Origin of the sequence: Streptomyces sp. IMTB 2501 (assembly GCF_001953885.1) — a bacterium.
Taxonomy (GTDB): domain Bacteria; phylum Actinomycetota; class Actinomycetes; order Streptomycetales; family Streptomycetaceae; genus Streptomyces.
The window spans coordinates 582371-606002 of record NZ_MQUS01000001.1; the positions used below are offsets into that span (position 1 = coordinate 582371).

Here is a 23632-nt window from a genome sequence, read left to right on the forward strand (position 1 = left end):
CGATCGGAGCGACGCGATCCGGTCACCGGTGGCGCACGGGAGTCGAACGGCGGGCGGCCAGCAGCAGCGCCACGTCGTCTGGGCGGTCGGTGGCATGCCGGGCGCCGGCCGTGAGCCGGTCGGCGACCCCGGCCAGCGACCGCCCGCCCCGCCGCCCGGCCGCCGCCCCGGCCCTGGCCAGCGCCAGCCGCAGCGCGTTGATGCCGTCGTCGATGTCCGCACCCGGCCGCTCCACCAGCCCGTCCGTGTACAGGGCGAGAATCGCGTCCGGCTCCAGCAGCAGCTCGGCCACCGGGTAGCGGGCCTGCGGATCCACCCCGAGAACGACACCGCCCGGGACGTCCACCAGCCGGGTCCGCCCGTCGGGGCAGCGCAGCAGCGGCGGCGGATGCCCCGCCCGGGCGATCCGGGCCAGGCCGGTCTCGGGGTCCAGCCGCAGATAGCAGCAGCTGGCGAACTGACCGGGGTCGAGGTCGATCAGCAGATGGTTGGTGCCGCTCATCACCTCGTCGGGCGGCCGGTCGCCCAGCGCGAACGCGCGCACCGCACTGCGCAGCTGCCCCATGGTGGCCGCCGCCTGCACCCCGTGCCCCTGCACATCACCGATCACCAGAGCCAGCCCGTCACCCGCCTCCACCACGTCGTACCAGTCACCGCCGACATCCATGCCCTGCGTGCCCGGCAGATACCGGCCCGCGGTCTCCACCCGCGGATGAGCCGACAGCCGGCGGGGCAGCAGCGCCTGCTGCAGGCCGCGGGCCAGCGCCGCCTCGCTGTCGTAGCGCCGAGCCCGCTCCATGGCGTGCGCGATCAGCCCGGCGAGCGCGGTGAGGACCGTGCGTTCCTCGGTGCTGAAGCCGCGCGGACGGTCGAAGCCGAGGATGCACGAGCCGACCGGCCGCCCGGAGGCGATCAGCGGCAGAAAGGCCCGGGCACCCTCGTCGGCGTCCAGCGGAATGCCCGGATAGGCGGCCGGCAGCTGCTGCATCGACTCGAAGAACAGCGGCCGCCCCGTGGTCAGGCACTCCACGCCCGGCAGCCGGGCGTCGAGTCCGACTCCCTCGAACGGGGCGAGGAACCCCTGCGGGAAGCCGGTCTCCCAGGCGAGATACAGATGCCGGTCCTGGAGCAGATAGATCGCGAGGCGCCGGCCCCCGAACGCGGGCAGCAGCTCCTGCATCACCACCGCCGACACCTGCCGGGCGGTCACCGCGTCCGTCAGCGCGATCGCCAGCGCGATCGGCCGGTACAGCGGCTCCACCGAGTGGCCGCCCGGCACCGTGTCCTCCGGGACGTGCTCCTCCACGACCGGCTCGACCGGCGTGTCCATCCGGCTGGCCGGGACGAGCGTGCAGGTCAGCAGGTCCTCGCCGGGATGCACCGACACCGCGAGCCATTCGCCCACGCCGGGCTCCGCACGGTCGCCGGCCGGCCGCCGCACATGGAAGTGCACCGGCTCCGGGGACAGCAGAGCGCCGCGCAGGTGGTCGTCGTAGCGCGGACCGGTCAGCCACGGCATCGCCTCCCACAGCGGCCGCCCGAGCAACGACTCCCGCTCCCGGCCGGCGAGCCGGGCCGCGGCCTGGTTGACGTACACGACCAGCCCCAGCCGGTCCAGGCAGAACACGCCCTGCGGCAGCTGGTCCGCCGCGCCGTCCGCACAGGCGGCGGGCCCCGGGTCGAACACCACTCCGTCGACCCGCTGCCCGGCCCCGTCCTCCGTGGCCGGCCACAGATCCAGCAACCGCGCCGCGCCGTCCCGTCCCCGCACGCTCAGTGGTGCGGCGGGCGGCTTCCCGGCGGCGGTGTCGCGCAGCGCGGCCAGGATCCGGTCCGCGTCCTCCGGTGCCAGGGCGTCCGCGAGGGCCTCGTCCGTCCCGGCGAAGTCGCCGGGGTACAGGCCGAGCAGGCCGTACAGCCGGTCGTCCGCGTGCACCGCACAGGTCACGGGATCCCAGCCGAACCGCGCCACGACGGCCTGCCTGGGCCGGCTCACGGGCGGCCGCACACACAGCGGCTCGCCGTCCCAGACGACCGCGCTCGCGTCCCCGTCGGCGAGCCCGAGCAACTCGGCACCGAGCCCTTCGGCCAGCCGGGCGAGCAGCTCCAGGTCCAGCAGCTCGTCCACCGAGTCGGTCACCGCCGGGCGCAGTACCGTGAGCACCCCCAGCGGCTCGCTCCCGCCCGGCACCGGCACATGCACCGACCCGAACGGGAAGGGCAGGCCCGCCGCGAACTGCGGATACCGGCGCACCGTCTCGGCGGCGTTCGCCAGCACCACCTGTGCGCCGAGACGGTAGGCGTCGGCGACGGGGAACGGCTGGCCGACGTGCAGCCGCCACCAGGGCCGGAACAGCCGACCGGGCAGCCCCGCGATCACCGCGAGGCGCAGCAGGCCCGGGGTGCCGGACCGCAGATACACACCCGCCACCCGGCCGCCGGCCGCGCCGAGCGCGCCCGTCGAGGTGTCCGTCAGCAGCGCGGCGAGCCGGGCCCGCGTACGGACCACCTGCTCGCCACCGCTCCCAGTCATCGCCCCTACCTCGTCCTGTGCGCTCCGGGTGGACGACACAGCAAGAATGCGCCAGAAGGACCCTGTGACGCACCTGGGAGGGGAGGGGAACCGCGAAAGCGTGCCCGGACCGGAAGCCCGGCCGGACCGGCGGCTGACCGTTCGTCGGCCGCGGAGGCGTCCGGCGTCGGGTCGCTGCCACCCCCTTGGCGTATCCGGGGCGGGTCCGGACGGAGCGGGACCGCCTGTCCGCGAGGTCCGGACGGGGCGGGCCCGCGCCGCCTGGCCGCGTCCGTCGCTTCCGGCCCGCGGGGTCACGCGACCGCCTCACACCGGTGCCGCACCCGAGTGGCGGGTCCACCGGCCCGCTTCTAGTAATGGTGCGTAATGCCGCGGCCGAAGGCGGGCCGGACGCGGCCGCACCGTTCGACCGGAGGCGAGATGACCACGCGATCTCCCACCCCCCGTCCCGACGACGCCCTCATACCCCCCATAACCCCCCTGACCCCGGCGCCGGTTCCCACCCTCGCCCCGACCCTGTACCCCCACCTCGTCACGCTTCCGGCCCTGCCCGCGACGTCCCTCCCCGAGGCTCCCCGCGAGAGCCCGGCGGAGATTCCTCCGGCCCCTGACCGTGTCCTGCCTCAGCCCGATGACGAGGTGCCTACGGCCGCTGCCGGGATCCCACAGGCGGCCTGCGACGACGCCCCGCGCCACGATGTCCCGTCCGGTGAAGTCCTCCCGTACGGTGACCCGTTGCCCGGCCTGGTCCGCGCGGCCGTCGCCGACCGTCCCGTCGAGGACGTCGTCCGGCTCATCACCCTGCTGGAAGGCTCCCCCGAACACGCCCGGACCACGGCCGACGCGCTGCGCGTGGTCGGGGTGGACCGTCCCGTGGAGGACCTCGCCCGTTTTGTGACCCTCCTGACCGAGCCGCCCCGGGACACCCGCAGCGCCGACGAGGCGATCCGGTTCGCCGCCGAGCACCGTCCGCTGGACGACGTGAGCCGGCTGATGCAGCTGCTGCACCACACGTCCGTGGGCCCCCACTGCGGGCAGGCCGCGGTGCGGGCCGTGGCCGTCAGCCGCCCCGTGGAGGATCTCGCCGAGCTCATCGGCCGGCTGTCCGCGGACCGCGCGGAGCGCGAGACCCCGCTGCCCGCGCCGCCGCACACCGAGTCCCTGCCCGTCGCCCCGCTGCCCGCGCCGCCGCACACCGAGTCCCTGCCCGTCGCCCCGCTGACCGCCGACTCCCCGCACGCCGAAACGGTGGTGTCCGCGCTCGACGCCTGGGCCGCAGCGACGACCGGCCGGACGGCCCGGCCGGCGAAGGCCCAGAAGACGCAGGACCAGGCCGAGCAGGACCAGGCCGGGCAGGGTCAGCCGGCGCAGGATCAGGCCGAGCAGGGTCAGTCCGTGAAGGACGGGACCGGGCAGGGTCAGCCGGCGCAGGATCAGGCCGAGCAGGAACATCCCGTGGAGGACGGGACCGGGCAGGGTCAGCCGGCGCAGGATCAGGCCGAGCAGGAACATCCCGTGGAGGACCGGACCGCGCAGAATCAGTCCGTGAAGGACCAAGCCGAGCCTGACCTGCCTGCGAAGGACCGATCCGCGATGGAACGGCCCTCGAAGGGCCGGTCGGCGAAGGACCGGCCCGTGATAGAACTGCCCGCCACGGAACGGCCTGTGCAGGACCCATCCGTGATGGAACGGTCCTCGAAGGAACGGCCGGTGAAGGACCGGCTCGTGATAGAACTGCCCGCCCTGGACTGGCCTGCGAAGGAAGGGATCGCCACGGCGCGGTCGGCCGAAGAGCGGTCTGCGGGGGGCGGGCTCGTCAAGGACCGGCCGGTGCACGGTCGTTCGACGAGAGGCCCGGATCCGGGCGGCCGGAGGCATGTGGCTCCCCTCCGCGGCGCCCGTGGCGCCGCGCTGCTGGTCCTGCTGTGCGGAGCGGCCCATGCCCCGCGCCGCTGGGCCGGACTGTCCCACGGCGTCCTCGTGGCCACGGTCCTCGCCACGGTTCTGTGCGTGCTGCCGGCCCTCGCGCTGCCCGCGCGGGCAGCACAGTCCCGGCTCGTCGCGGCGACGGCCGCGTTCGGTGTCACGGCGGCCCTCGCCGCCGGGCACCTGCTGGGCGGGCGCTTCGGCCTGCCGGACGCGCCCCGGCTGTGGGACGCGACCCTGGCCCCGCCCTGGCTCGCCGTCACGGCGGCCGGGGTGGCCGCGCTCGCGGCCCTGTCGGCACTGCTGGGCACCCTGCGCGCAGGCAACGCCCGCCGCGGGGCCGTGGGCTGACTCAGCCGGCCGGGCGCGCCCCCTCCGCCCGGCCCGGCCCAACGCCCCCGACGTCCACCGCACGCAGCACCAGCCAGCCGTCCTCCCGGGCGGCCGCCATCGCGAACGGGAAGGTGTCCGCCTCCAGGCACATCGCCACATCCTCGGCGTGGACACCGCCCCACCCGCGCCGCACACCGTCCGCGAGCCGTGCGGCGGCGTCGGACCGCCGGGCCCTGTCGAGGTACGGCGCCGGGTCGGCGCCGGCCGCGTGGACACGGTCCGCGATGTACTCGGCGCAGGCGAGATCCTCTTCGGCCCGGCCGCCGTCACCGGTGACCACGAAGGTCACCGTCTCCGGCCGGGCCCGCCGCAGCACCTCGGCGGTCGCACCGGCCACCACGAAGCCGGCGCACAACAGCAGCCCGGCGTCCGCCACGGCCAGCGCCCCGGCCGTCCCGGCGGTGGTCTTCTGCACGACCGTGCGGCCCCGCACATCCAGCGAACGCAGCCGGGCGGGGGAGTTGGCCAGATCGAACCCCGGTACCGGCGCGCCGTCCTGGAAGGCGAGCCAGCCCGGGTGACGGGCCTTCAGCTCCAGCGCCTCCCGCTGCGTACCGGCGAAGACGATCCGCTCGGCACCGCGCCGGAACGCCCAGGCGGCCACGGTGAACGCGCGCATGACGTCGACGACCACGGCCACGTCCGGAGCCGTCGGCGTACTCGAAATACCGGTGAACTCGGTCCGCATCACCCCATGGTGAGGGATACGGCGGCCGTTCAGGGCCCGGTCGGGCCGGGCGGCAGCGGGCGGGCGGCGCGCAGGCTGCGCAGCGCGAGCAGCAGGACGGCGATGTCGTCCAGGTAGACGGGGTCGGGCAGCAGGTCGGTGGGGAGCAGCAGGTAGGCGACCGCGCCCCAGAACACCCAGCGCGGGCCCGTCGGCAGCCCGGCGCGCAGCAATGTGCGCCGGGCGCGCACCAGCCGTACCAGCAGCGCCAGGGCGACGGCGAGCAGCCCCGCCGCGACGACGACGGCGATCACCAGCAGGGCCGTGGTGGAATCCATGACGCTACGACGACCGGTCCGTGCCGTCGGCGGCCTCCGTACCGCCGCTCTCCGCAGCGGGCCCGGCCGACGCCGACGGGTCCGGTGCTCCGTTCGCCGGAGCCTCGGCAGGGTGCTGCGGTGCCGGTGCCGTTGCGTGTTCCGGTGTCGGCTGACGCTGGCCCTTGAACTTCAGCCGCTCGAACGTCCGGGTCAGCTGCTGCAGCGCCCCCGGCGTCCGGGCGGCGGGCCGCTGCTGCGGCAGGTCGGACGCGGGCGCCGGGACGTCACGGTAGGCGGCGAGCGCCTCCAGCGCCTGCTCGGCGGCCTCCTTGTACAGATCCCGGGACCGGGTCATCGCCTCCAGGGCTTCTTCGTACATGGCGACCCGCCGCCGTTCGCGCTCCAGCTCCTCCCGGAGGGTCATCAGCGTCCAGTCGTCCCGCAGGTCGGTCAGCGCCTCCTCGACCGCCCGGGGCAGCGGCCGGGGCAGGGCGACGAAGCGGCGCAGGGCCGAGACGAGTTCGGCCGGCTCGGAGCCGTCCAGGAAGACGCTGCGGACGCTGTGCTCCCGGGCGTCGTAGCCTTCCGCGGCCGGGTCCGGCGGCAGCAGCACCGCGCCGCCGCGCGGCACCTCGCAACCCAGGTCCTTCAGCGCCCAGTTGACGGCACGGAACTGGTGCGGCGCGGCCCGGTGCTCCACCACGCGGTGTCTGAGGCCGGGCGGCAGCAGCCGGGCCAGCGGCAGCCGGCCCTGCTCGTCCGGGGTCATCGCCTCGTGCACGACGACGTTCACGCACCACGCCTCGCGCGCCGCGTCCCGCAGCCGGCGCCGCATCTCCTTGTCGTCCGCCGGGAGCGCGTTGATCTGCCGGAAGCGCAGCCCGGCGACCGTGGCGTGGTGGTCCCAGGAGCCGTCGTCACCCGTGCCGCCCTCGGGCCAGAACAGTGTCGCGGGCGAGGGCCAGGTCTCGTCCCAGGGGCGCTCCGCTTCGGCGACCAGCCGCCATTCGTCCCCCGGCCGTCGCCCCTCGTTCGGTACGAGGGTGAGCCGGGCCCGCACGGTGACCGTGCCACCGGCCCGCCAGCGCGCCTCGAAGACCCGCCGGGCCGCGTCCCCGGGCACGGGAGGATCGGTGAAGTCGTCGATGTCGCCGCTCTCCTTGTGCCCGCGCAGGGTGCGGCGGACGAGTTCCTCGGGGGCGGGACCGGTGTGACGGCCGCGGGCCGCCCAGAGGGTCTGCGGGAAGACGGCGCGGTCGGTGGCGGAGTTCGACATGGGCCAATCTGCTGATGGGGGCGGGTGTGCCTTCCAGTATCACCGCTCGGCCGGGCGACACGTAGCGCGGGGCGGGCAGGCGGCGCGTGGCGACACCCGTACGCCTCCGCGCACGGGGACGCGCGTCCCGCACCCGGGGCGCGCGGGGTGCGCGTCGGGCGGGCGCCGTTCACACGTGGTCGTGCCTTTGTACGGCCACCACAATGGTCCGGCGAACGGGGTCCGCCCGTCCATCCGCCAGGGGAGGACCCCGTTCCGCCTGGCACGCGCGCGTGGGGTCGCAAAGTCATCCGTGACTCATTCTCCGCTCGATATATATCGGCAGGCGATATATTCTGGTCGCATGACAGCGAAGAGCATGACCCGGGCGGCGTTCTTCGTCCTCACGGCCCTCGCCGACCAGCCGCGGCACGGCTACGGCATCCTGCGTGAGGTGGAGGAGCTGTCCGACGGTGAGGTGCAGCTGCGGGTCGGCACGTTGTACGGCGTGCTGGACCGGCTCGCCGCGGACGGCCTGATCGTGCTGGACCGTGAAGAGGTCCAGCAGGGCCGCCTGAGGCGCTACTACCGGCTCACCGACGACGGTGTGGCGGCCCTGGACGCGGAGGCCGAGCGGATGGCCGCCGGTGCCGGGGCCGCCAAGCAGCGCATCGCCGCGGGGCGCCGTGCCGGCGACCGCACCGCTCCGGCAGGCCCGGCCGGACTCGAACCCCCCACCGCACCCGGACTCGCGGGAGGCTACGCATGACCACGCTGCTGGAGGCCCGCTACCGTTCCGTCCTGCGCCTGCTCCCGGCCTACTACCGGCGCGAACGGGAGGAGGAGATGGTCGAGACGTATCTGGAGGACCTCGACCGCGACACACTGGACCAGAGCCGGCCCACGCTCGGCGAGGTGGCGAGCATCGGCGCGCTGGCGGTGCGCAGCCGTCTCGGCGCCGCGGGCGCGCCCCGCCGCTACGTCCTGCTCGGATCGGCCGCCCGGCTGTTCGCGCTGGCCGCGGTCCTGCTGCTGGCGGCCTCCGCCGTCGTCGAACCGGTCCTTCAGCTCACCTGGTGGTTCACCCGGGGCAGTGCCGAACGACGGTTGTTCGTCTCGGAGTTCACCGGCCACGGTGTCCTCACCGGAACGGTCGCCGTCGCTCAGTGGATCCTGCCGCTGGGCTGGACGGCCGCCTACTTCGCCCTCCTGTACGGCCGTCGCCGCCTGGCCCGGATCGGTGTCCTGGTGGCCGCGCTGCCGACCCTGTGGCCGCTGCTCGGCTCGCTGACGGGTGCGACGGTGCTTTCGGAGCCGGCGTTCGTCGCGACGCTGGCGCTTCTCGCATGGCTGCCGGCTCTCGCGCTGTGCGCGGCCCATCATCGCGACGCGCCCCCGGCCCGGCTGCCCATCGGCACCCCTGGTCTGGTCTTCATGGCGACGTGTGTGGTGACGGGCGCGTCCCTGGTCGTGCTGCCCGCTGTCTCCGACCTGGTGTGGGGGCCCGCCAACTGCTTCGTCGTCGGCGCCCTCGGCTGGCTGCTGTGGCGCGTCCGGCGCACGGACCGGGTCGCGCCCGGCGGCGCCCTCGCCCTCGCCGTGCTCGGCCTGCTCCTCCTGGCCGCGCGCGTCGCCGCCCTCTATCCGTGGATCCGGCTGCCCGGGGCCGCCCCGTACGTCAACGGCGGCCTCGTCCAGACAGCCGCGCTAGCCCTGCTGACCGTACTCCTGACGTTGGCCGGCAGCCGCGAACTCACGGCACGCCGAACAGCTCCGTGACACCGACCGGCCCTCGCGACGCCGGAGTTGTCCACAGCTGAGCGCGCTCGCCCGGCCCACGGACCGAGGCGTCCGCTGATCGGGGCGGAACGCGGTGAGGGGGCCGGCGCAAGCGGCGCCGGCCCCCTCGGAGCCTCAAGGAAAGGAGAGGAGCCTCCTCCGGCGAGCAGGAAGCGAGCAGGAAGCGAGCAGGAATGGTGCCTCCCCGGAGAAGGGGCTTACGCCCCGCTCTCCCGCAGCATGTCCTCGCGCTCGACGATCTTCACGCGCTCACGGCCCTGCGGCTCACCCAGGGCCCGCTCGGCGGCGTCCAGCTTGTACCAGCCCTCCCAGGTGGTGAAGCGGACCTCGCGCTCGGCGAGGAACGCGTCCACCGCCTCCGGGGCGGGCGAGGCCGGGGTCTGCAGCCGGCCGTTCGCGTAGTCGTCCAGCAGATGGGCGACGGTCTCGTTGGCGTCGCCCTTGGTGTGGCCGATCAGACCGACCGGGCCGCGCCGGATCCAGCCGGTGACATACGCGGACTGCAGCGGGGCGCCGCCCTCCTCGATGACCCGGCCGCCCGCGTCCGGGATCGTGCCCGAGTCGATGTCCCAGGGCAGCTTCGGCAGCTTCTCGGAGAGGTAGCCGACGGCGCGGTAGACCGCGGTGACGTCCCAGTCCTTGAACTCCCCGGTGCCCTTGACGTTGCCGGTGCCGTCGAGGGCGGTGCGCTCGGTGCGCAGGCCGACGACCTTGCCGTCCTCGCCGAGGATCTCCGCGGGGGACTCGAAGAAGTGCAGGAACAGCTTGTGCGGCCGGTCACCGGCATCGCGGATGGCCCAGTTCTCCAGCGTCTTGGAGACCATGTCGGCCTGCTTGTTGCCGCGCCGGGTCTCGATCGAGCCCTCGTCGTAGTCGATGTCCTCGGGGTCGACGATGACCTCGATGTTCGGCGAGTGGTCCAGCTCGCGCAGCTCCATCGGGCTGAACTTCGCCTGGGCGGGGCCACGGCGGCCGAAGACGTGGATCTCCACTGCCTTGTTGGCCTTCAGGCCGTCGTACACGTTCGGCGGGATCTCGGTCGGCAGCAGTTCGTCCGCGGTCTTGGCGAGGACGCGGGCCACGTCCAGCGCGACGTTGCCCACGCCGAGCACGGCGACCTTCTCGGCATCGAGCGGCCAGGTGCGCGGCACGTCCGGGTGGCCGTCGTACCAGGAGACGAAGTCGGCTGCGCCGTAGGAGCCGTCCAGCTCGATGCCGGGGATCGACAGCTCGCGGTCGGCCATCGCGCCGGTGGAGAAGATCACCGCGTCGTAGAAGGCGCGCAGATCGTCCAGGCTGATGTCGGTCGGGTAGTCGACGTTGCCGAAGAGCCGGATCTGCGGCTTGTCGAGCACCTGGTGCAGGGCGGTGATGATGCCCTTGATGCGCGGGTGGTCGGGGGCGACGCCGTACCGGATCAGGCCGAACGGGGCGGGCATCCGCTCGAAGAGGTCGATGGACACGCCGGGGCCGGCGGCCACCTCGGACTTGAGCAGGGCATCGGCGGCGTATATCCCGGCGGGGCCGGCTCCGACGATGGCTACCCGCAGGGGGCGCGGCATGATCAGGTTCCCTTCGCGTCTGAATGGGCGACTCGATCAAGAAGCCTAAACTAAGGCAGACCTAAGTCGGTATGCGGGTCCGGTCTATGACCTCATAAGGCAAACTTATGGCTTCTCTGCTGATCCCTTATGTTCGAGGTGTTCCCTCCGAGCGGGAACTGTCCGACCGTGTCCTCGGGCGAGGGTCGGGCAGCGGCGGAGCGAGGCGGCGTGGGCGGACAGTCGGGGACGACCGTCGCGGTGACCGGCGGCAGCGGCTTCGTCGGCAGCCACCTGGTACGGCGGCTGCTGGAACGCGGCTACCGGGTCCATGCCACCGTACGCCGCCTCGCCGACGCGGCGAAGGCCCGCCCGCTGTGGGAGCTCCAGGAGGCCTTTCCCGGGCAACTACGGTTGTTCGCCGCGGACTTGCTGAAGGAGGGCTCGTACGACGAGGCGTTCCGCGGCTGCCCGGTGGTCTTCCATGTGGCCTCGCCGTTTCTCATGCCGGAGCGGATCCGGGACGGCCGACGGGACGTCGTGGACCCGGCGCTGCTGGGCACCCGCAATGTGCTGGCGGCGATCGAGCGGACCCCGGAGGTCCGGATCCTGGTGTTCACCTCGACCGTGGGCGCGATCTTCGGTGACTACGCCGACGTGCTCGTGATGGACGGCCAGGTGCTCTCCGAGCGGTACTTCAACACCACGAGTACGGTCGGGAACAACCCCTACCACTACGCCAAGACACTCGCCGAACGTGCCGCCTGGGCGGCCGCGGCGGCGCAGGACCGCTGGCGCATGGCGTCGGTCAACCCCGGGCTGATCCTCGGCCCCTCGTTCACGCCCGCGTCCGACTCCGGCAGCCTCTTCCTGCTCGACGAGCTGTTCAAGGGCTACTTCTGCTACGGCGCCCCCGACTTCAGCTTCACCACGGCGGACGTCCGCGACGTGGCCGACGCCCACATCGCCGCCGCCGAGAACCCGGCGGCGCGGGGGCGGTACATCGTGGCCGCCGAGACCATGACGTCGTTCCACGAGATGGCCCGCATCATCCTCGCCCGCCACCCCCGCGACCTCCGGCTCCCGCGCACCCGGCTCCCGCACTGGCCGGTACGCATCCTGGGTCCCTCCTTCGGCCTCACCCAGGACTACATCCGGGGGCACCTCGGTATCCGCTTCCGCGTCGACAACAGCCGCAGCGTCCACGAACTCGGCCTCACCTACCGGCCGTTGGCGGAGACCCTGCTCGACCACTACGAGAGCCGGCGGGCACACCGGCGCCGTCACTGAGCGTTTTCAGCATGGCCACTGATCGGGTGAGCTGGTGGTGTGCGCAACGCACGAGGCTCCCGTGCCGTTGGGGGAGGTGTGGGAAGTCTCAACCCACAGGCACGGGAGCCGCGTTGGTTCCGTCTTCTGCCGCACTGGACCTCCCGCATGCCCTTGTTGAGTGGGTCACGATGCTGATCGTCACCCGCGAGGGTGACCGGCGATGCAAGCTCCGCCCCTCCCAGCGGGCCCTGGTCGGCCTTGGTGTACCTGCGTCGGCACGACACGCTCGCGCAGATCGCCGCCGCCTCCGGTATCTCCCTCGGTACCGCACATGCCTACGCGGCCGCGGTGGTCGGCCTGCTGGCCGACCGTGCTCCGTGTCCGCTGCGCGCGCTGCGCGAAACCGACCCCGACTACGTGCTGCTGGACGGCACCCTCGCGGAGTGCGACCGGGTCGGCGACGGACGGGCGGACTACTCCCACTGTGAGGATGGTGGCTGTGTCGTTCCGGCCACGGCTTGACTCAAACATCGTCGGCACGGAGTGAACGTGCAGGTGGTGACCGACCCCGCTGGACGGCTGCTGTGGATCTCGCCCGTCCTACCGGGCCGTGCACACGACCTGACGGCCGCCCGCGCCCACCGGATCATCCTGATCTGCGAACGGCAGGGCGTCCCGGTGCTAGTCGATTGCGCCTGCATGGGGGCCGGCTCGTGGATGACTACACCCCCCAGACGCCCGCGGGGCCGCGAGCTCACACCGACCCGGCAAACCGTCAACCGCGCACTGTCCGCCGCACGGGCACCGGTCGAGCGCGGCGTCGCCCGCTTGAAGACATGGCGAATCTTCCGCCGCTCCCGCTGCAGTCCGAATCGCATGTCGTCAATGGCCATGGCCGTCCTGACCTTGGAGAGGCAACGCTGACGTTGCTGTTTGGTATGCCTCAGCCATGGCGTGGAAGGAACGCTTCGGTGCCAGGCTGCCGTCGGGCATGACCTTGCACACTCCGTAGGAGGCCATGTCGAGGTCGAAGCGCGGATCCTCGTGGTGCGGATATGTGTAGCCGGCGAAGGTGAACCAGAAGGCGGTGTCCACGCCTTCCTCGTTGAAGACGTCCAGTTGCTGGCGCAGGTAGCGGGCCTGTTCGTCTTCATCGCGGATGTAGTCGCCGTCGAGGCGGGGCGGGTCCGCATCGTGGTCGACGACGGCCCACCAGCCGATGCCTCCGCGGGCGGCTGCGCCTCGGTAGGTGCAGCTGCCGAATTCGGTTCGCCGCGAGCGGCTTGCCGTGCCGGAGATACTCGCGCAGGCCCTGACGGAAGGCGTCACTGGCATCGCCGTAGGCGTCGGCACTGACGATGTCGAAGGGCGCCCAGTCGATCTGCTCCCACGTTCCGGAGGCGTAGGTGATCTTGCCGCGAAACCGTGAGCGGACCGTTGCCGCGATGTCGGACAGCAAGGAGTTCAGCCGGGCAGGAACCTCGGCGAGGGCGGCCAGTGTTGTCTCGTCGGGAGCGCCGCTGATCAGGGCTTCGATTCTGGCGATGCTGTCGTCTCCGGGGAGGATACCGGCAGCGAACAGGCTCAACTCGCAGCCGGCGACGAAGACGTTCGCTCCCACCTCTTCAGCGCGATCGGCGCAGTCGGCGAAGTAGGGCAGCAGCTCCTCGGCGGACAGTTCGCAAGGGAACGGGGAGAACCAGACCTCCAGCCCGGCGTCGGCGGCGTGCCGGGCCGCGAGGGCCAGTCGCCCTGGGTCGCCACCGGTGATCCGTACGGCGTCGCAGTGCAGGTTGTCCGCGATCATGCGGATCTCGTGTTGTACCGCGTCGGCGTCGAAGACGGGCCGCGAACTCTTTCCGCCCGGAGTGAAGCCGGTGTCGTAGGTGATGCCTCTGGCTCGCATGGATGCTCCTGACAATCGATCGACAACTGTTGCTGCGTCTCAAGGGCGCCGACGCGGGTCGGTTCGGCGGGCGGATCGCATGGACGGCTCAGGGCGCGTCAGTGGGCAGCTCGACGGCAGTCTCGGCCACGCTGTCACCTCGCTCCTCTCCCTGGGAGATCGCCGCACACCCGTGCTCGGCCATCGGAGCCGAACGTTAGGTACAAGTCGAAAAGCCGGTCAACGGCGATCTCCTCTGGACCGTACTGTTTGTGCTGGTCAGCCATGCAGCCGGCGATTGCAATGACAGTGAGGGTCAATGCATGGCGAGCGAGGGGATGTTGCAACGATCGGCGACCAGTGCACACTGTGGCCGAGACGCCCCAATCAGAGGAACCGAACCCGATGCCAGGACGCAGGCTCACCAGAGCCGACCGGCAGCAGATTGCCGCCGGGTTGGCACGGCGCCTGAATTACGCCGACATCGCCAGGAGCCTGGACCGTCCCACGTCGACGGTGAGCCGCGAGGTCGCGCGCAACGGCGGACCCGCCCGCTACCACGCGGAACTGGCACAGCTCGCGACCATCCACCGAGCCCGGCGCAGGCCGCAGCCGCCCGCGTCGGTGCAGCGGACCATCGAGCAACTCGGCCCCGCCCCCGACGCAACGGCTGCGTTCGTCACCGACCTCACCGCGGCCTTCGTCGAAACCGGCCTCCCGCGCACCGCCGCTCGCGTGATGGCCTGCCTGTTCGTCTCCGAGACCGGCAGCCGTACCGCCATCGATATGGCGCAGCACCTGCACGTCAGTGCCGCGACCGTCTCGCAGGCGGTCCACCTGCTGGAACGGCAGGATCTAATCCGTCGCGGCCGAGACGAACGGAGCCGCCGCCACCGGTATTTCCTCGACGACAACGCGGGCTTGCGGACCGTCGTGGCCAGCGCCGCCGCCAACCAGCGGCTCGCCGCCACCGCGCTGCGCGGTGCCGAAGTCCTCGGAGCCCGGACCGCTGCCGGAGCCCGGCTGGCCCTGGCAGGCCGATTTCTCGAACGCCTCGGCGACGACCTCATCCGCTCCGCTGAAAAGCACTGGCGAGACATGGTTGGTGACGGGGTCGAGGAACACACGCCGACCATCCACACATCGACGGAGTAGTGGGCGACCTCACTTGACCAGGCGATGACCGGGCAGCCGAGATGCCCAGGGCTTATGACCGCAGCCATCCTCACCCTGGAGGGTCAACGCTGAAAAGGCTTACTGACCCCGGTCCCGTCCCGGTGCGCCGGCCGGTCAGGCGGGCCGCACGATCCGGTGGATCGCCGACTCCCCGGCGCCGTAGATCGACTCCTCGCGGATCGACGACCCCGGACCCGGCGCGTGCACCATCATGCCGCCGCCGACGTGGAGCCCCACATGCCGGTCGTCGTCGAAGAAGAGGACGAGATCACCGGGTTCGATGCCGGCCAGGGTGACCGGGGCACCGGCGAGCGCCTGCTGGTGCGCGGCCCGTGGCAGGGTGACCCCCGCGGCCTTCCAGGCGGCCTGCGTCAGGCTGGAGCAGTCGTACGAGTCCGGCCCGGTCGCACCCCACACGCATGGCTTGCCGATCTGCGCCCGGGCGAACGCGACGGCCTTGGCGACACGAACAGCCTCCGGCGAGTCGGTGACCGGGGCCAGGGGGCCGGTGTCGGTCACAGAGGCCGTAGGGGCTGCGGTGGTGGGGACCGAGGCGCTGGTGACAGATGCCATGGGGGCGGACCAGGCGTCCGCGGTCACCGTCCCGGCGGGTGCCTCCCACTGTGGCTGCTCCCACTGACCGGTCCCGAAGTCCGAGGGGAACCGCGTGGTCGTGGGCGGTATCGCTGTGACCGGCGCAAGCGCCACGTCCGTGACCAGCGCGGGTGCTGAGGCCGTGTCGGGTGCCAGTGGCACGGCTGTGTCGGGCGCGGGTGGTACAGCGGTAGCAGGTGCGGGCTGAACAGCCGCGGCATACGTGACGAGCTGGGCGGCGTACCGGGAGATCACGTCGCTGGCGGCGGCGAGCTTGCGCTGGTTGTTCGCCTTGGACACGGCGGGGGAGGGGCGGCTCGGGGCGGTGGTGCCGGGAAGGGCCCTGGCTTCCTGGACCGGAGCGCCCGGGGCGGCCGACAACGCGGGCAGCGGGAGGACGGCCGTCTCGACGGCGACGAGGCGGTTCTCGCCCAACTCCGCTCCACCGCTGGGAAGTTCGGGACGGTGAGAGGCCGGTAGCGCCACACGCCCGCTCTCCCGCGCGGCCAGAGCCAGACTCGCCGGGTCCGTCGCCCGGCCGGCCGTCAGCTCGGCCACCACGCGGTCGACGGCGCGCTCCAGGGCCTCGGGCCGCCGGCCCGAAGGGCCCGGCCCCAGGGCGTCGCGCGTGCCGTCCGGAAGGCCTCCGCCCATCCGTCTCCGGGAACGCCCCGGTGCCGCCGGGCGGTCGGGGAGCCGGTCGGCGGGCAGGACGGCGGGGACGGTCGGGCCGAGCTTGGCGCGCGCCATGTCGAACCACTGCCGGGTGACCTCGTCCAGGGCGGGATCCGACCGCCGGCCCGAGCGATCGGCCGGCGCGACTTCGCGCGAGCGCGACACCGACGCCATGGCCCGGGTCGCGTTGTAGTTCCCGGTCGCGTTCTCGGCCTGGTCGTAGAGGGAGTTGATCCGTTGCCGAACCTCGTCCCGCTGAGCGACCTCGTCGCGGCTCTCCGGCGCCATGGAAGACATGCTCCTTCCTTGCCCCGCAGGGCAGTTGGGCCGTCACGTCCGGACTCCTCCGAGTACCGGGCGGCCTGGCGTCAACCTAGCCAACGTGTGTACCTCGTGTGAAGGTTGAGGCGTGGAATGTCCGATACGTAATTGTGATGTTCGCGTTGATGTTCGAGGGGGAAGGGGAGAAAACCGCGTTTCCCTGTGAGGTCCCGGTGAATTCGCGATTCTGTTGAACACATCGGTGCCGCCCTCCGTATGAAGCCGGGGAGCTCCATGCCCGACCGGCACACACGACACGCAGGGGACGACCTTGGTACGCAACAGGCGCAGACGCCCGACCGGCGCACGACGCGCGACCTTCGCAGCGGTGGCTCTGATGCTGGGCGGAGGTGGCCTCGTCGCCGCGAACGTCTACGCCTCGGCGACCGAGAACTGGGGTGACGGGTCCGGCACGAACGGAACCGGTCACGTCCTGTCCGCGGGCATGACCACGATCGACTGCCCCGACGTCGGCAGCCGGCTGACCGCCGTACCCGACGCGGCTCGTCCCGACGTCGACCGCGAACTCGCCCTGCTGGACCGGCAGACGGCGGCGGCCTACCAGCAGGTCCAGCGGGCGGGGCAGCCCGCCGGCCAGGACTCCGGCTCCGTCGACGACACGATCATGAACCCGCTGAAGGAGAAGCGGGCCGCGGTCATCGGGCGGATATCCGACGCCCTCGACCGGGCCGGGCAGCCCCCGCAGGGCCTGGACAACCTGGCCGCCTGCACGTTGCACCCCGGCGCCGACGGCACGGACAACAGCGGCCAGGCCACCCCCTCCAGTGCTCCCGCCGCCACCGCGACCCAGGGCGCCCAGCAGAACGGCGCAGGCCAGGGCGGCAACGGACCCGTGGTCTCCGACTACGCGGACATCACCTCCGTACAGCCCGACGCGTCGAACCCGCCCCAGCAGGCCGACGCCTCGCGCGGCAGCTTCTCCTCCGACTGCGGTGTCAACGCGAACGGCTTGTTCAACTCGGACAACGTCATCGTCGCCCCCGGCGTCTCCAACGGCGCCCACCACTTCCACGACTATGTCGGCAACCAGGGCAACAACGCCTTCGCCAGCGACGACGACCTGGCGAACGCCCGGACGAGCTGTGCCGACCAGGGCGACAAGTCCTCGTACTACTGGCCGGTGCTGCGCCTGCAGAACGGAACCCAGGAGCGGGACGCCGGATCCCCGGGCGGCGGCACGGAGGGCAACGCGGGCCGGATCGTCACCCCCAAGCAGGTCACGCTGACGTTCGAGGGCAACCCGCGCGGCAAGGTCACCGCCATGCCGCGCCTGCTGCGCATCATCACCGGCGACGCCAAGGCCTTCGTCAACGGCCCCGGCAACGCCAACGCCTCCTGGAGCTGCACCGGTTACGAGGACCGGCAGCTGAAGGACAAGTACCCGCTGTGCCCGCAGGGCAGCGACGTGGTGCGCACCTTCCGGTTCCAGAGCTGCTGGGACGGCCGCAACATCGACAGCGCCAACCACCGTACACACGTGGCCTTCACCGCCCCCGACGGCTCCTGCCCGGCGGGCTTCCAAGCCATTCCACAGCTGGTGCAGCGCCTCGTGTACGACGTCCGGGCGCCGAGCCTGCCGGACGGCGGCCGTACGGTCCCGCTGTTCGCGGTCGACTCCTTCCCCGAGCAACTGCACAAGCCCGTCACCGACCACGGCGACTTCATCAACGTCTTCGACGAGAACCTGATGCGCGAGATGGTCGACTGCATCAACTCCGGCCGCACCTGCGGACCCGGTGGCGACGGCTCCGGTACGACGGCGACGCCCACGGCGAGTTCCGGCTCGGGCACGACGGCCGCTCCGGGAGACGGTAAGACGGTGCAGCCCGGCGGCACCGCCCCCTCCGCCTCGGCCCCGACGCCCTCGGCCTCCCTGCCCAGCGAGCAGCCGAGGACCGACGCGTCGACGACACCGGACCGCACCAGCAAGCAGGACCACGCTCCGCAGCAGGACCACACCGCGAAGTCCGACCACCCGCAGCACCGCGCCACCGAATCGGCACGGCCCACCCCCTCGCCCGCCCTCACCCGTTCGAGTCAGTCACCCGAGTCGGCCCAGTCCGCTCCCGCCCGGCCCACCGCCGGATACGTCCCGCCGGCTGCCGCGCAGCCCCAACCGCAGGGCACGCAGGGCGCGCTGGCGGAGACCGGTGCTCACCTGTGGCCCGCGGCCCTCGGTGTTCTGCTCGCCCTGTCGGGCGTGATCATGCTGCTCAGGGCCAGGCGACTCCGCTACTGAGCGGCCCTCAGGACAACATCGGCGTCTGCTCGGCGAGTTCGTGGCGAGGGCGAGGGCGGTCTCCCCAACAGGTCGCCCGCGTCGGCGGTGACCGGCCCTGGCGCAGGAAGGAGCCGATGGGCGCCCTGCTCAGGTTGCCGCCGGAACCCGTCGAGGACTTCGACAGCCCCGCCTCGGCGCCGGTCGCCGATCCCGCACACCCGCCGACCACTCTGCCCCGCACCGAACCCGCTGCTGAGGGCAGCCACGGCGCGGCACGCCATTTCCGGTGCGGGGCGCCCCCGTTCAGTCGGTGACAAGTGCCCTGCAGTACACCGTGGAGCTGCGCCGGACCGCCATGCCGAGCCGCTCGTACAGCGGGAGCGCGCCCGTGCCGGAGTGCGTCCACAGCGTGCAGACAGGCCTGCCTCGGCGGTGGAAGGCGCGGAACGCCTCCGACAGCAGCGTGCGGGCGATGCCTCGGTCGCGATGGTCACGCCGTACCGCGACCCGCTCCACGTACCCCTCGCCGTGATCCGGGACGTCGAGCGACAGCACGGCCCCGACCATCTGGTCGCCGGCGAAGGCCACCGGCGAAGCCGCGGGCAGGAACGTGGCGCGTTCGACGGCGTGCCGGGCCCATTCCGCGTATGTCTTCCGCCGTGGCTGCCACTCGTCGAACGCGTCCTCGGTGAGCCGGTACGCGGCCTGTTCGTCGCCGTGCCGGAACGGTCGTACGGTGATGCCCGCCGGCGGACGGGGGACGTCCGGTTCGTGCGGCAGCGCGATCTCCAGCAGCCACTCGGTGACCAGCCGGGAGTAGCCGCCTGCCCGCAGCAGCGCGATCGCGGCGTGATCGGCGTCGGAGACCGTCAGGGCGAGCCGGTCACTGCCCGCTCGCCGTGCCCGGGTCTCGGCCCAGTCGAGCAGCCCGCTGCCGAGCCCCAGCTCCCGGTGACCGGGGTGCACAAGAACCTTGGCCCGCCGTCCCTTCATCCAGCCGTAGGCGACCAGCCGGCCCGCGTCGTCGTGTACGAGGAGCGTGTCGGACTCCGGTCGCGGACCAGGGAGGGACAGCTCGGCGGCGAGCTGGTCGGCGCCGGTCGTGGGGCAGCCGTGCAGCGCGCGTTCGTACACGGCGACCAGATGGTGGATCGCGTCCACATCGGCGGTGGTCGCCGAGCGGCACCCGTAGCCGGCCGGCAGCCACTCCGGGCGAAGAGCGGAGACGCGTGCGTCCACGCTGGTCACGTAAGCCCCTCCCGTCCTTCCCTTGCACAGCGTCTACCCCGCCGCGCCCTCTGCCACGCCCGCTGTTTGCGAGGCGCCGCGGGCACACGGCAGGGTGCGGGGTGTGCCTACCTTGCTGATCGTCCATCACACCCCCTCGCCCAACTGCCAGGCGCTGTTCGAGGCCGTCGTCTCCGGCGCCACCACACCGGAGATCGAGGGCGTCCGCGTCGTACGGCGCGCGGCCCTGTCCGCGACCGCCTCCGACGTCCTGGAAGCCGACGGCTATCTGCTCGGCACACCGGCGAACCTCGGCTACATGTCCGGCGCGCTGAAGCATTTCTTCGACCAGATCTACTACCCCTGCCTGGACGAGACCCGGGGCCGGCCGTTCGGCTACTACGTCCACGGCGGGAACGACGTCACCGGTGCCGTCCGCGCCATCGAGGCCGTCACCACCGGCCTCGGCTGGCGGCGCGCCGCCGACGCGGTGACCGTCACCGGCGAGCCGGGCAAGGCCGGCACGGAGGCGTGCTGGGAGCTCGGGGCGACGGTCGCGGCGGGCCTGATGCCGGGCGCCTGAGCCGCGGCCCGTGCAAAGGCCTGCCCTGCCCGCAGACCACTGCGTCGGCCCTCTTCCCGCCTTCTTCGATGTGCGGAGCCCCGTGCCCGCGACGCCCGGCCTCCTCGGGCGGTACGGCCCGCTGGGCGTCCGCTGCCTGGAGGGACGAGGGTGCGGGCCCGGAGCCCCTGGCCGACGATGCGACCGGGTCGTGTCCCGACGGCGCGTCCGTAGCGCGTCACCCGTCGCGGCTGTGGCCGTGGCATGTCGTCGTAGCACCCGCCCGGTCCACGTCGGACGGCCAGGACGCCCGGGGACTGCCGCGCACCAGTACCCCGCCGTTCGCGCCGCCCCTCACCGCCGCCATGTGCCGCCGTCCCCGGACCGGCCTCTCCGCACGGGGGCGCTGTTGTGGGCCCTGACGAACAAGCAGGGGCCGGGCGGCGATGCGATCACCGTGCCGCAGCGCAGGGTCAGGTGCCCGGCACGGCCGGTGCGGTGCTGGGCCGGGCCGGGCCGGGAGAGACTCGCGGGACAGCTGCGCCGGCTCGGCATCGACACCGCCCGGCCCACCGCAGCGTCGGCGCCGTCCTGCCGCGATGACGCCCTCCCGTATCCCGTCACGTAGGAGCCGCCATGGTGACCGAGTACCCCCGAGCGGCCACGGCCCCGGCCGACGAACTCCTCGCGCACGTCGACACCTCGCGGGCCGACCCCGACCTCATGGACGGCTACGCCCGCCGACTGCTCGCCACCGGCCCGTACGGGAGCGGCAGGCCGCCGCCTGCACCACCGCGGCGAAGCAACTGCGCACCGCAGCCGAGGCGTTGGACACCCAGGCGCGCGCCCGGGGCTGAGCTCTCGCACGCGGTCCGGCCCCTCGCGGGCTCGGTCTCAGCGCACCCGTTCGGCCGCCGCCCGGGTGAGGTGGCGGCGGGGCGCGGAGGCGTCACGGGCCCGTGCCGAGCCGCTGCCCTCGGCGAGCGGTCGTACGAAGAGGCTGACGGTGGCCTCCTCCGCGAAGCCGTTGCGGCGCATCAGCTCGGCGGAGGCGGTGTTGCGCCGCTCCACGTCCGTGACGACGCACACCGCACCGGCCGCCGCCAGCCGCGCGCAGCACTCCTTGACCAGCCGGGACGCCACCCCGCGCCCCTGATAGCCGGGGTCGACGGCGATCCACTCCAGACAGCCCCAGTCGGCGCGCTGCTCGAAGGAGAGCGAGCCGAGCACGAACCCGGCCACCCGGTCGCCGTCGAGCATCACCAGACAGGCGGAGTCGGGGGCGTCCAGGGCCCGGCCACGGCGGACAGGGGCCAGCCGGTGTAGGGCATGGCGTCGGTGTCGTACACCCGGTGACCGAGGTCGAGGACGGCGGCCAGGTGGCCGAATCCGAGGGGCTGGAGTGTCAGCTCCTCGGGCGTGGGCGGGACGTCGGCCATGAGCACTCCCTTCGCGGCGTCATTTCGCAGCATATGTCCGCTCTGGGGGTCCGGCACGGCCGACCGTGCCCATGCCTGCCCGGTCAGGGTTTACGGGCCACCCCGACGTACACCGGCTGCTCCTGCCGGACCCGCATCCCCGGCTCGGGGTGCCAGCTCGTGGCCGGTACGACACCCGGATCGCACAGTTCCAGGCCGTCGAAGAACCGGGTCACCTCGGCGTGTGTGCGCGCCTGGACCGGGGTGCCGCCGGCGCGGTAGACCGCCTCGATGCGCTCCCGGACCTCCGGGTCGAACTCGCCGCTGCCGTGGGACAGGACCAGGTGGCTGCCGGAGGGCAGGGGGTCCAGGAGCGTGCGCACGACACCGTACGGGTCCTGTTCGTCGGTGACGAACGGCAGCAGCGCGATCAGCGACAGGCCGACGGGCCGGGTCAGGTCCAGATGCTCGCGGGCGTACTCCACGATCCGCTCCGGCTCGCGGACGTCGGCGTGCAGATAGGCGGTACGGCCCTCCGGCGTGCCGTGCAGCAGCGCCTCGGCGTGCCGCAGCACGATCGGGTCGTTGTCGGCGTACACCACCCGGGCGCTCGGGACGACCGTCTGCACGACCTGGTGCAGATTCGGCTCGGTGGGGATGCCGGTGCCCACGTCCAGGAACTGGTCGATGCCCTGGCGGGCGACGAAGCGGGCGGCCCGGTGCATGAACTCCCGGTTGGCCCAGGCCGCGTCCTTGGCGCCCGGGAAGAGCTCCAGCACCCTGCCCGCGGCTTCGGCGTCCACGGCGTAGTGGTCCTTGCCGTCCAGGAACCAGTCGTACATCCGGGCGGAGTGCGGCTTGCCGGTGTCGATCCGCTCCGGGCTGAAACCGGTGTCTGTGCTGGATCCGGTGTCTGTCACGTCGGCTCTCCGTGAGGGTCGGTGGGGGGTGGGTGGCGGATGGTCAACGGCAGCGGGAGGCCGCCGCGCTGTCGTGGCGGTGCCAGACGGCCCCGACCACCCGCCCGTCGGGCAGGGTGTGGCTGGCCGGCCCTTCGTCCGGGACGAATCCGGCATGGAGCAGGGCCCGGCGGCTCGCGGTGTTCCCGGGCTCCGCGCCCGCCCGGACCGTGGCCAGTCCGGCGTGGGTGTGCGCGAGCGTGGCGCCCGCGCGGAACAACTCCGCGCCCAGGCCCTGGCCGCGGCAGGCCGGGGCGAGCCAGCCGCCCATCTCGCCGGTGCGGTGCTCCAGTTCGAGGGCACCGGCATAGCCGAGGTCGGATCTGCGCACACAGACCAGGAGCAGCGGGTCGTCCGGGCCGGGCGCATAGGGCTGGGCCAGTTTCCGTGGCATCCGGCGGCCGTCGTCACCGGCCGGCCGCCAGGCGAGCAGGGCTCTGCGTATGCCGGGATCGGGCAGGACCTCGTCCGCCCGGCTGCCGAGCCAGCGCTGGGCCTCGGCGTCGGCGCAGGCGGCGAGCGCCGCGGCCACGTCCAGCCGGGTGCGGGGGGTGAACAGCAACAGCCGCTCGGTGGCCAGGACATGCCGGCCGGCCTCGGGCCGGCACCGCCCGGGCACGGGAAGCCCGGACGCGGCCCGCCTCCGGCGGATCAACGACCGGACCACCACCCTGCACCCCCGACACAACGACCCGCACGGCGGACCCGAAGCCCGTACGGCCTCCGGTCCCCCGCCCGATGCGGACGCCCCGCACCGGCGGCGAATCTACCGGGGTTCCGGGGCGGATGGGGTGCGGCAGGCGGCGGTTTTGGGCCGAGGTGGGGACGCAGGCGCCCCCACCGGATGCGAGCCGCCCTCATCCGGA

20 protein-coding genes and 1 pseudogene are annotated in these 23632 nt (G+C 72.9%); 8 read left to right on the plus strand and 13 right to left on the minus strand.

Annotated elements, in window-relative coordinates:
- Positions 1-22: 22 nt before the first annotated feature.
- Positions 23-2533, minus strand: coding sequence for a SpoIIE family protein phosphatase (locus AV521_RS02795; protein ID WP_076082759.1), 2511 nt, complete (start codon positions 2531-2533; stop codon positions 23-25).
- Positions 2534-2953: 420 nt separating this feature from the next.
- On the opposite strand from AV521_RS02795, the gene AV521_RS49040 reads away from it, so the two are divergent.
- Positions 2954-4810: a hypothetical protein gene (locus tag AV521_RS49040; RefSeq protein WP_179022792.1), complete on the plus strand. Its 1857-nt coding sequence runs from the start codon at positions 2954-2956 to the stop codon at positions 4808-4810.
- A 1-nt stretch (position 4811) separates the two neighbouring features.
- Here the strand turns inward: AV521_RS49040 and AV521_RS02805 are convergent, their stop codons facing one another.
- The 3 genes from AV521_RS02805 to AV521_RS02815 are packed head-to-tail and all read right to left on the minus strand — an operon-like array spanning position 4812 to position 7115.
- A complete protein-coding gene (locus AV521_RS02805; protein ID WP_076082765.1) occupies positions 4812-5540 on the minus strand; it encodes a 2-phosphosulfolactate phosphatase in 729 nt (242 codons plus the stop codon).
- Positions 5541-5569: 29 nt separating this feature from the next.
- The gene (locus AV521_RS02810; RefSeq protein WP_076082768.1) at positions 5570-5857 is read right to left on the minus strand and encodes a DUF1232 domain-containing protein; all 288 of its coding nucleotides are present in this window, start codon (positions 5855-5857) and stop codon (positions 5570-5572) included.
- 4 nt (positions 5858-5861) lie between these two features.
- On the minus strand, positions 5862-7115 hold the full coding sequence (locus AV521_RS02815; RefSeq protein WP_076082771.1) for a hypothetical protein: 1254 nt from the start codon (positions 7113-7115) through the stop codon (positions 5862-5864).
- Positions 7116-7473: 358 nt separating this feature from the next.
- Between AV521_RS02815 and AV521_RS02820 the strand changes: the two genes are divergently transcribed.
- Positions 7474-7863, plus strand: coding sequence for a PadR family transcriptional regulator (locus tag AV521_RS02820; protein ID WP_076082773.1), 390 nt, complete (start codon positions 7474-7476; stop codon positions 7861-7863).
- Positions 7860-8873: a hypothetical protein gene (locus AV521_RS02825; protein ID WP_076082776.1), complete on the plus strand. Its 1014-nt coding sequence runs from the start codon at positions 7860-7862 to the stop codon at positions 8871-8873. Before AV521_RS02820 ends, AV521_RS02825 begins: the two co-directional genes overlap by 4 nt.
- Positions 8874-9091: 218 nt before the next feature.
- On the opposite strand, the gene AV521_RS02830 is transcribed toward AV521_RS02825, so the two are convergent.
- The gene (locus tag AV521_RS02830) at positions 9092-10456 is read right to left on the minus strand and encodes an FAD-dependent oxidoreductase (protein ID WP_076082779.1); all 1365 of its coding nucleotides are present in this window, start codon (positions 10454-10456) and stop codon (positions 9092-9094) included.
- Between the two features lie 210 nt (positions 10457-10666).
- On the opposite strand from AV521_RS02830, the gene AV521_RS02835 reads away from it, so the two are divergent.
- Entirely contained in the window at positions 10667-11725 is a 1059-nt protein-coding gene (locus tag AV521_RS02835; RefSeq protein WP_076082782.1) for an NAD-dependent epimerase/dehydratase family protein, read from the plus strand.
- Between the two features lie 113 nt (positions 11726-11838).
- Positions 11839-12631, plus strand: a pseudogene (locus tag AV521_RS46350) (transposase family protein).
- On the opposite strand, the gene AV521_RS50385 reads toward AV521_RS46350, so the two are convergent.
- Together AV521_RS50385 and AV521_RS02850 are read right to left on the minus strand one after the other, a co-directional pair.
- Positions 12590-12802 carry a hypothetical protein gene (locus tag AV521_RS50385; RefSeq protein WP_256725388.1) on the minus strand — a complete coding sequence of 71 codons (213 nt, stop codon included), beginning with the start codon at positions 12800-12802 and terminating at the stop codon, positions 12590-12592. The pseudogene AV521_RS46350 and the gene AV521_RS50385 overlap by 42 nt on opposite strands.
- A gap of 55 nt (positions 12803-12857) precedes the next feature.
- The gene (locus tag AV521_RS02850; RefSeq protein WP_256725389.1) at positions 12858-13613 is read right to left on the minus strand and encodes a hypothetical protein; all 756 of its coding nucleotides are present in this window, start codon (positions 13611-13613) and stop codon (positions 12858-12860) included.
- 348 nt (positions 13614-13961) lie between these two features.
- Between AV521_RS02850 and AV521_RS02855 the strand changes: the two genes are divergently transcribed.
- Positions 13962-14747 carry a helix-turn-helix domain-containing protein gene (locus tag AV521_RS02855; RefSeq protein ID WP_256725390.1) on the plus strand — a complete coding sequence of 262 codons (786 nt, stop codon included), beginning with the start codon at positions 13962-13964 and terminating at the stop codon, positions 14745-14747.
- A 135-nt stretch (positions 14748-14882) separates the two neighbouring features.
- Here AV521_RS02855 and AV521_RS50045 read toward each other — a convergent pair whose 3' ends face one another.
- Positions 14883-16334, minus strand: coding sequence for an NlpC/P60 family protein (locus AV521_RS50045; protein ID WP_256725391.1), 1452 nt, complete (start codon positions 16332-16334; stop codon positions 14883-14885).
- A 361-nt stretch (positions 16335-16695) separates the two neighbouring features.
- Here AV521_RS50045 and AV521_RS02865 point away from each other — a divergent pair, with 361 nt between their 5' ends.
- A complete protein-coding gene (locus tag AV521_RS02865; RefSeq protein ID WP_076082792.1) occupies positions 16696-18618 on the plus strand; it encodes a DUF1996 domain-containing protein in 1923 nt (640 codons plus the stop codon).
- Positions 18619-18903: 285 nt separating this feature from the next.
- Here AV521_RS02865 and AV521_RS02870 read toward each other — a convergent pair whose 3' ends face one another.
- Positions 18904-19848 carry a GNAT family N-acetyltransferase gene (locus AV521_RS02870; protein ID WP_256725392.1) on the minus strand — a complete coding sequence of 315 codons (945 nt, stop codon included), beginning with the start codon at positions 19846-19848 and terminating at the stop codon, positions 18904-18906.
- 103 nt (positions 19849-19951) lie between these two features.
- Between AV521_RS02870 and AV521_RS02875 the strand changes: the two genes are divergently transcribed.
- Positions 19952-20410, plus strand: a complete 459-nt coding sequence (locus AV521_RS02875; RefSeq protein WP_076082794.1) for a flavodoxin family protein — start codon at positions 19952-19954, stop codon at positions 20408-20410.
- Positions 20411-21283: 873 nt separating this feature from the next.
- Here AV521_RS02875 and AV521_RS02880 read toward each other — a convergent pair.
- The 4 genes from AV521_RS02880 to AV521_RS02890 all read right to left on the minus strand — a co-directional run bounded on the left by AV521_RS02880 (position 21284) and on the right by AV521_RS02890 (position 23433).
- Positions 21284-21649: an N-acetyltransferase gene (locus AV521_RS02880; protein ID WP_218639325.1), complete on the minus strand. Its 366-nt coding sequence runs from the start codon at positions 21647-21649 to the stop codon at positions 21284-21286.
- Positions 21649-21828, minus strand: coding sequence for a hypothetical protein (locus tag AV521_RS50050; RefSeq protein WP_218639326.1), 180 nt, complete (start codon positions 21826-21828; stop codon positions 21649-21651). Before AV521_RS50050 ends, AV521_RS02880 begins: the two co-directional genes overlap by 1 nt.
- Before the next feature lie 83 nt (positions 21829-21911).
- Complete coding sequence (locus AV521_RS02885; protein ID WP_305965133.1) at positions 21912-22727, minus strand: SAM-dependent methyltransferase; 816 nt, start codon at positions 22725-22727, stop codon at positions 21912-21914.
- A 43-nt stretch (positions 22728-22770) separates the two neighbouring features.
- On the minus strand, positions 22771-23433 hold the full coding sequence (locus AV521_RS02890) for a GNAT family N-acetyltransferase (RefSeq protein ID WP_076083499.1): 663 nt from the start codon (positions 23431-23433) through the stop codon (positions 22771-22773).
- Positions 23434-23632: the final 199 nt, after the last annotated feature.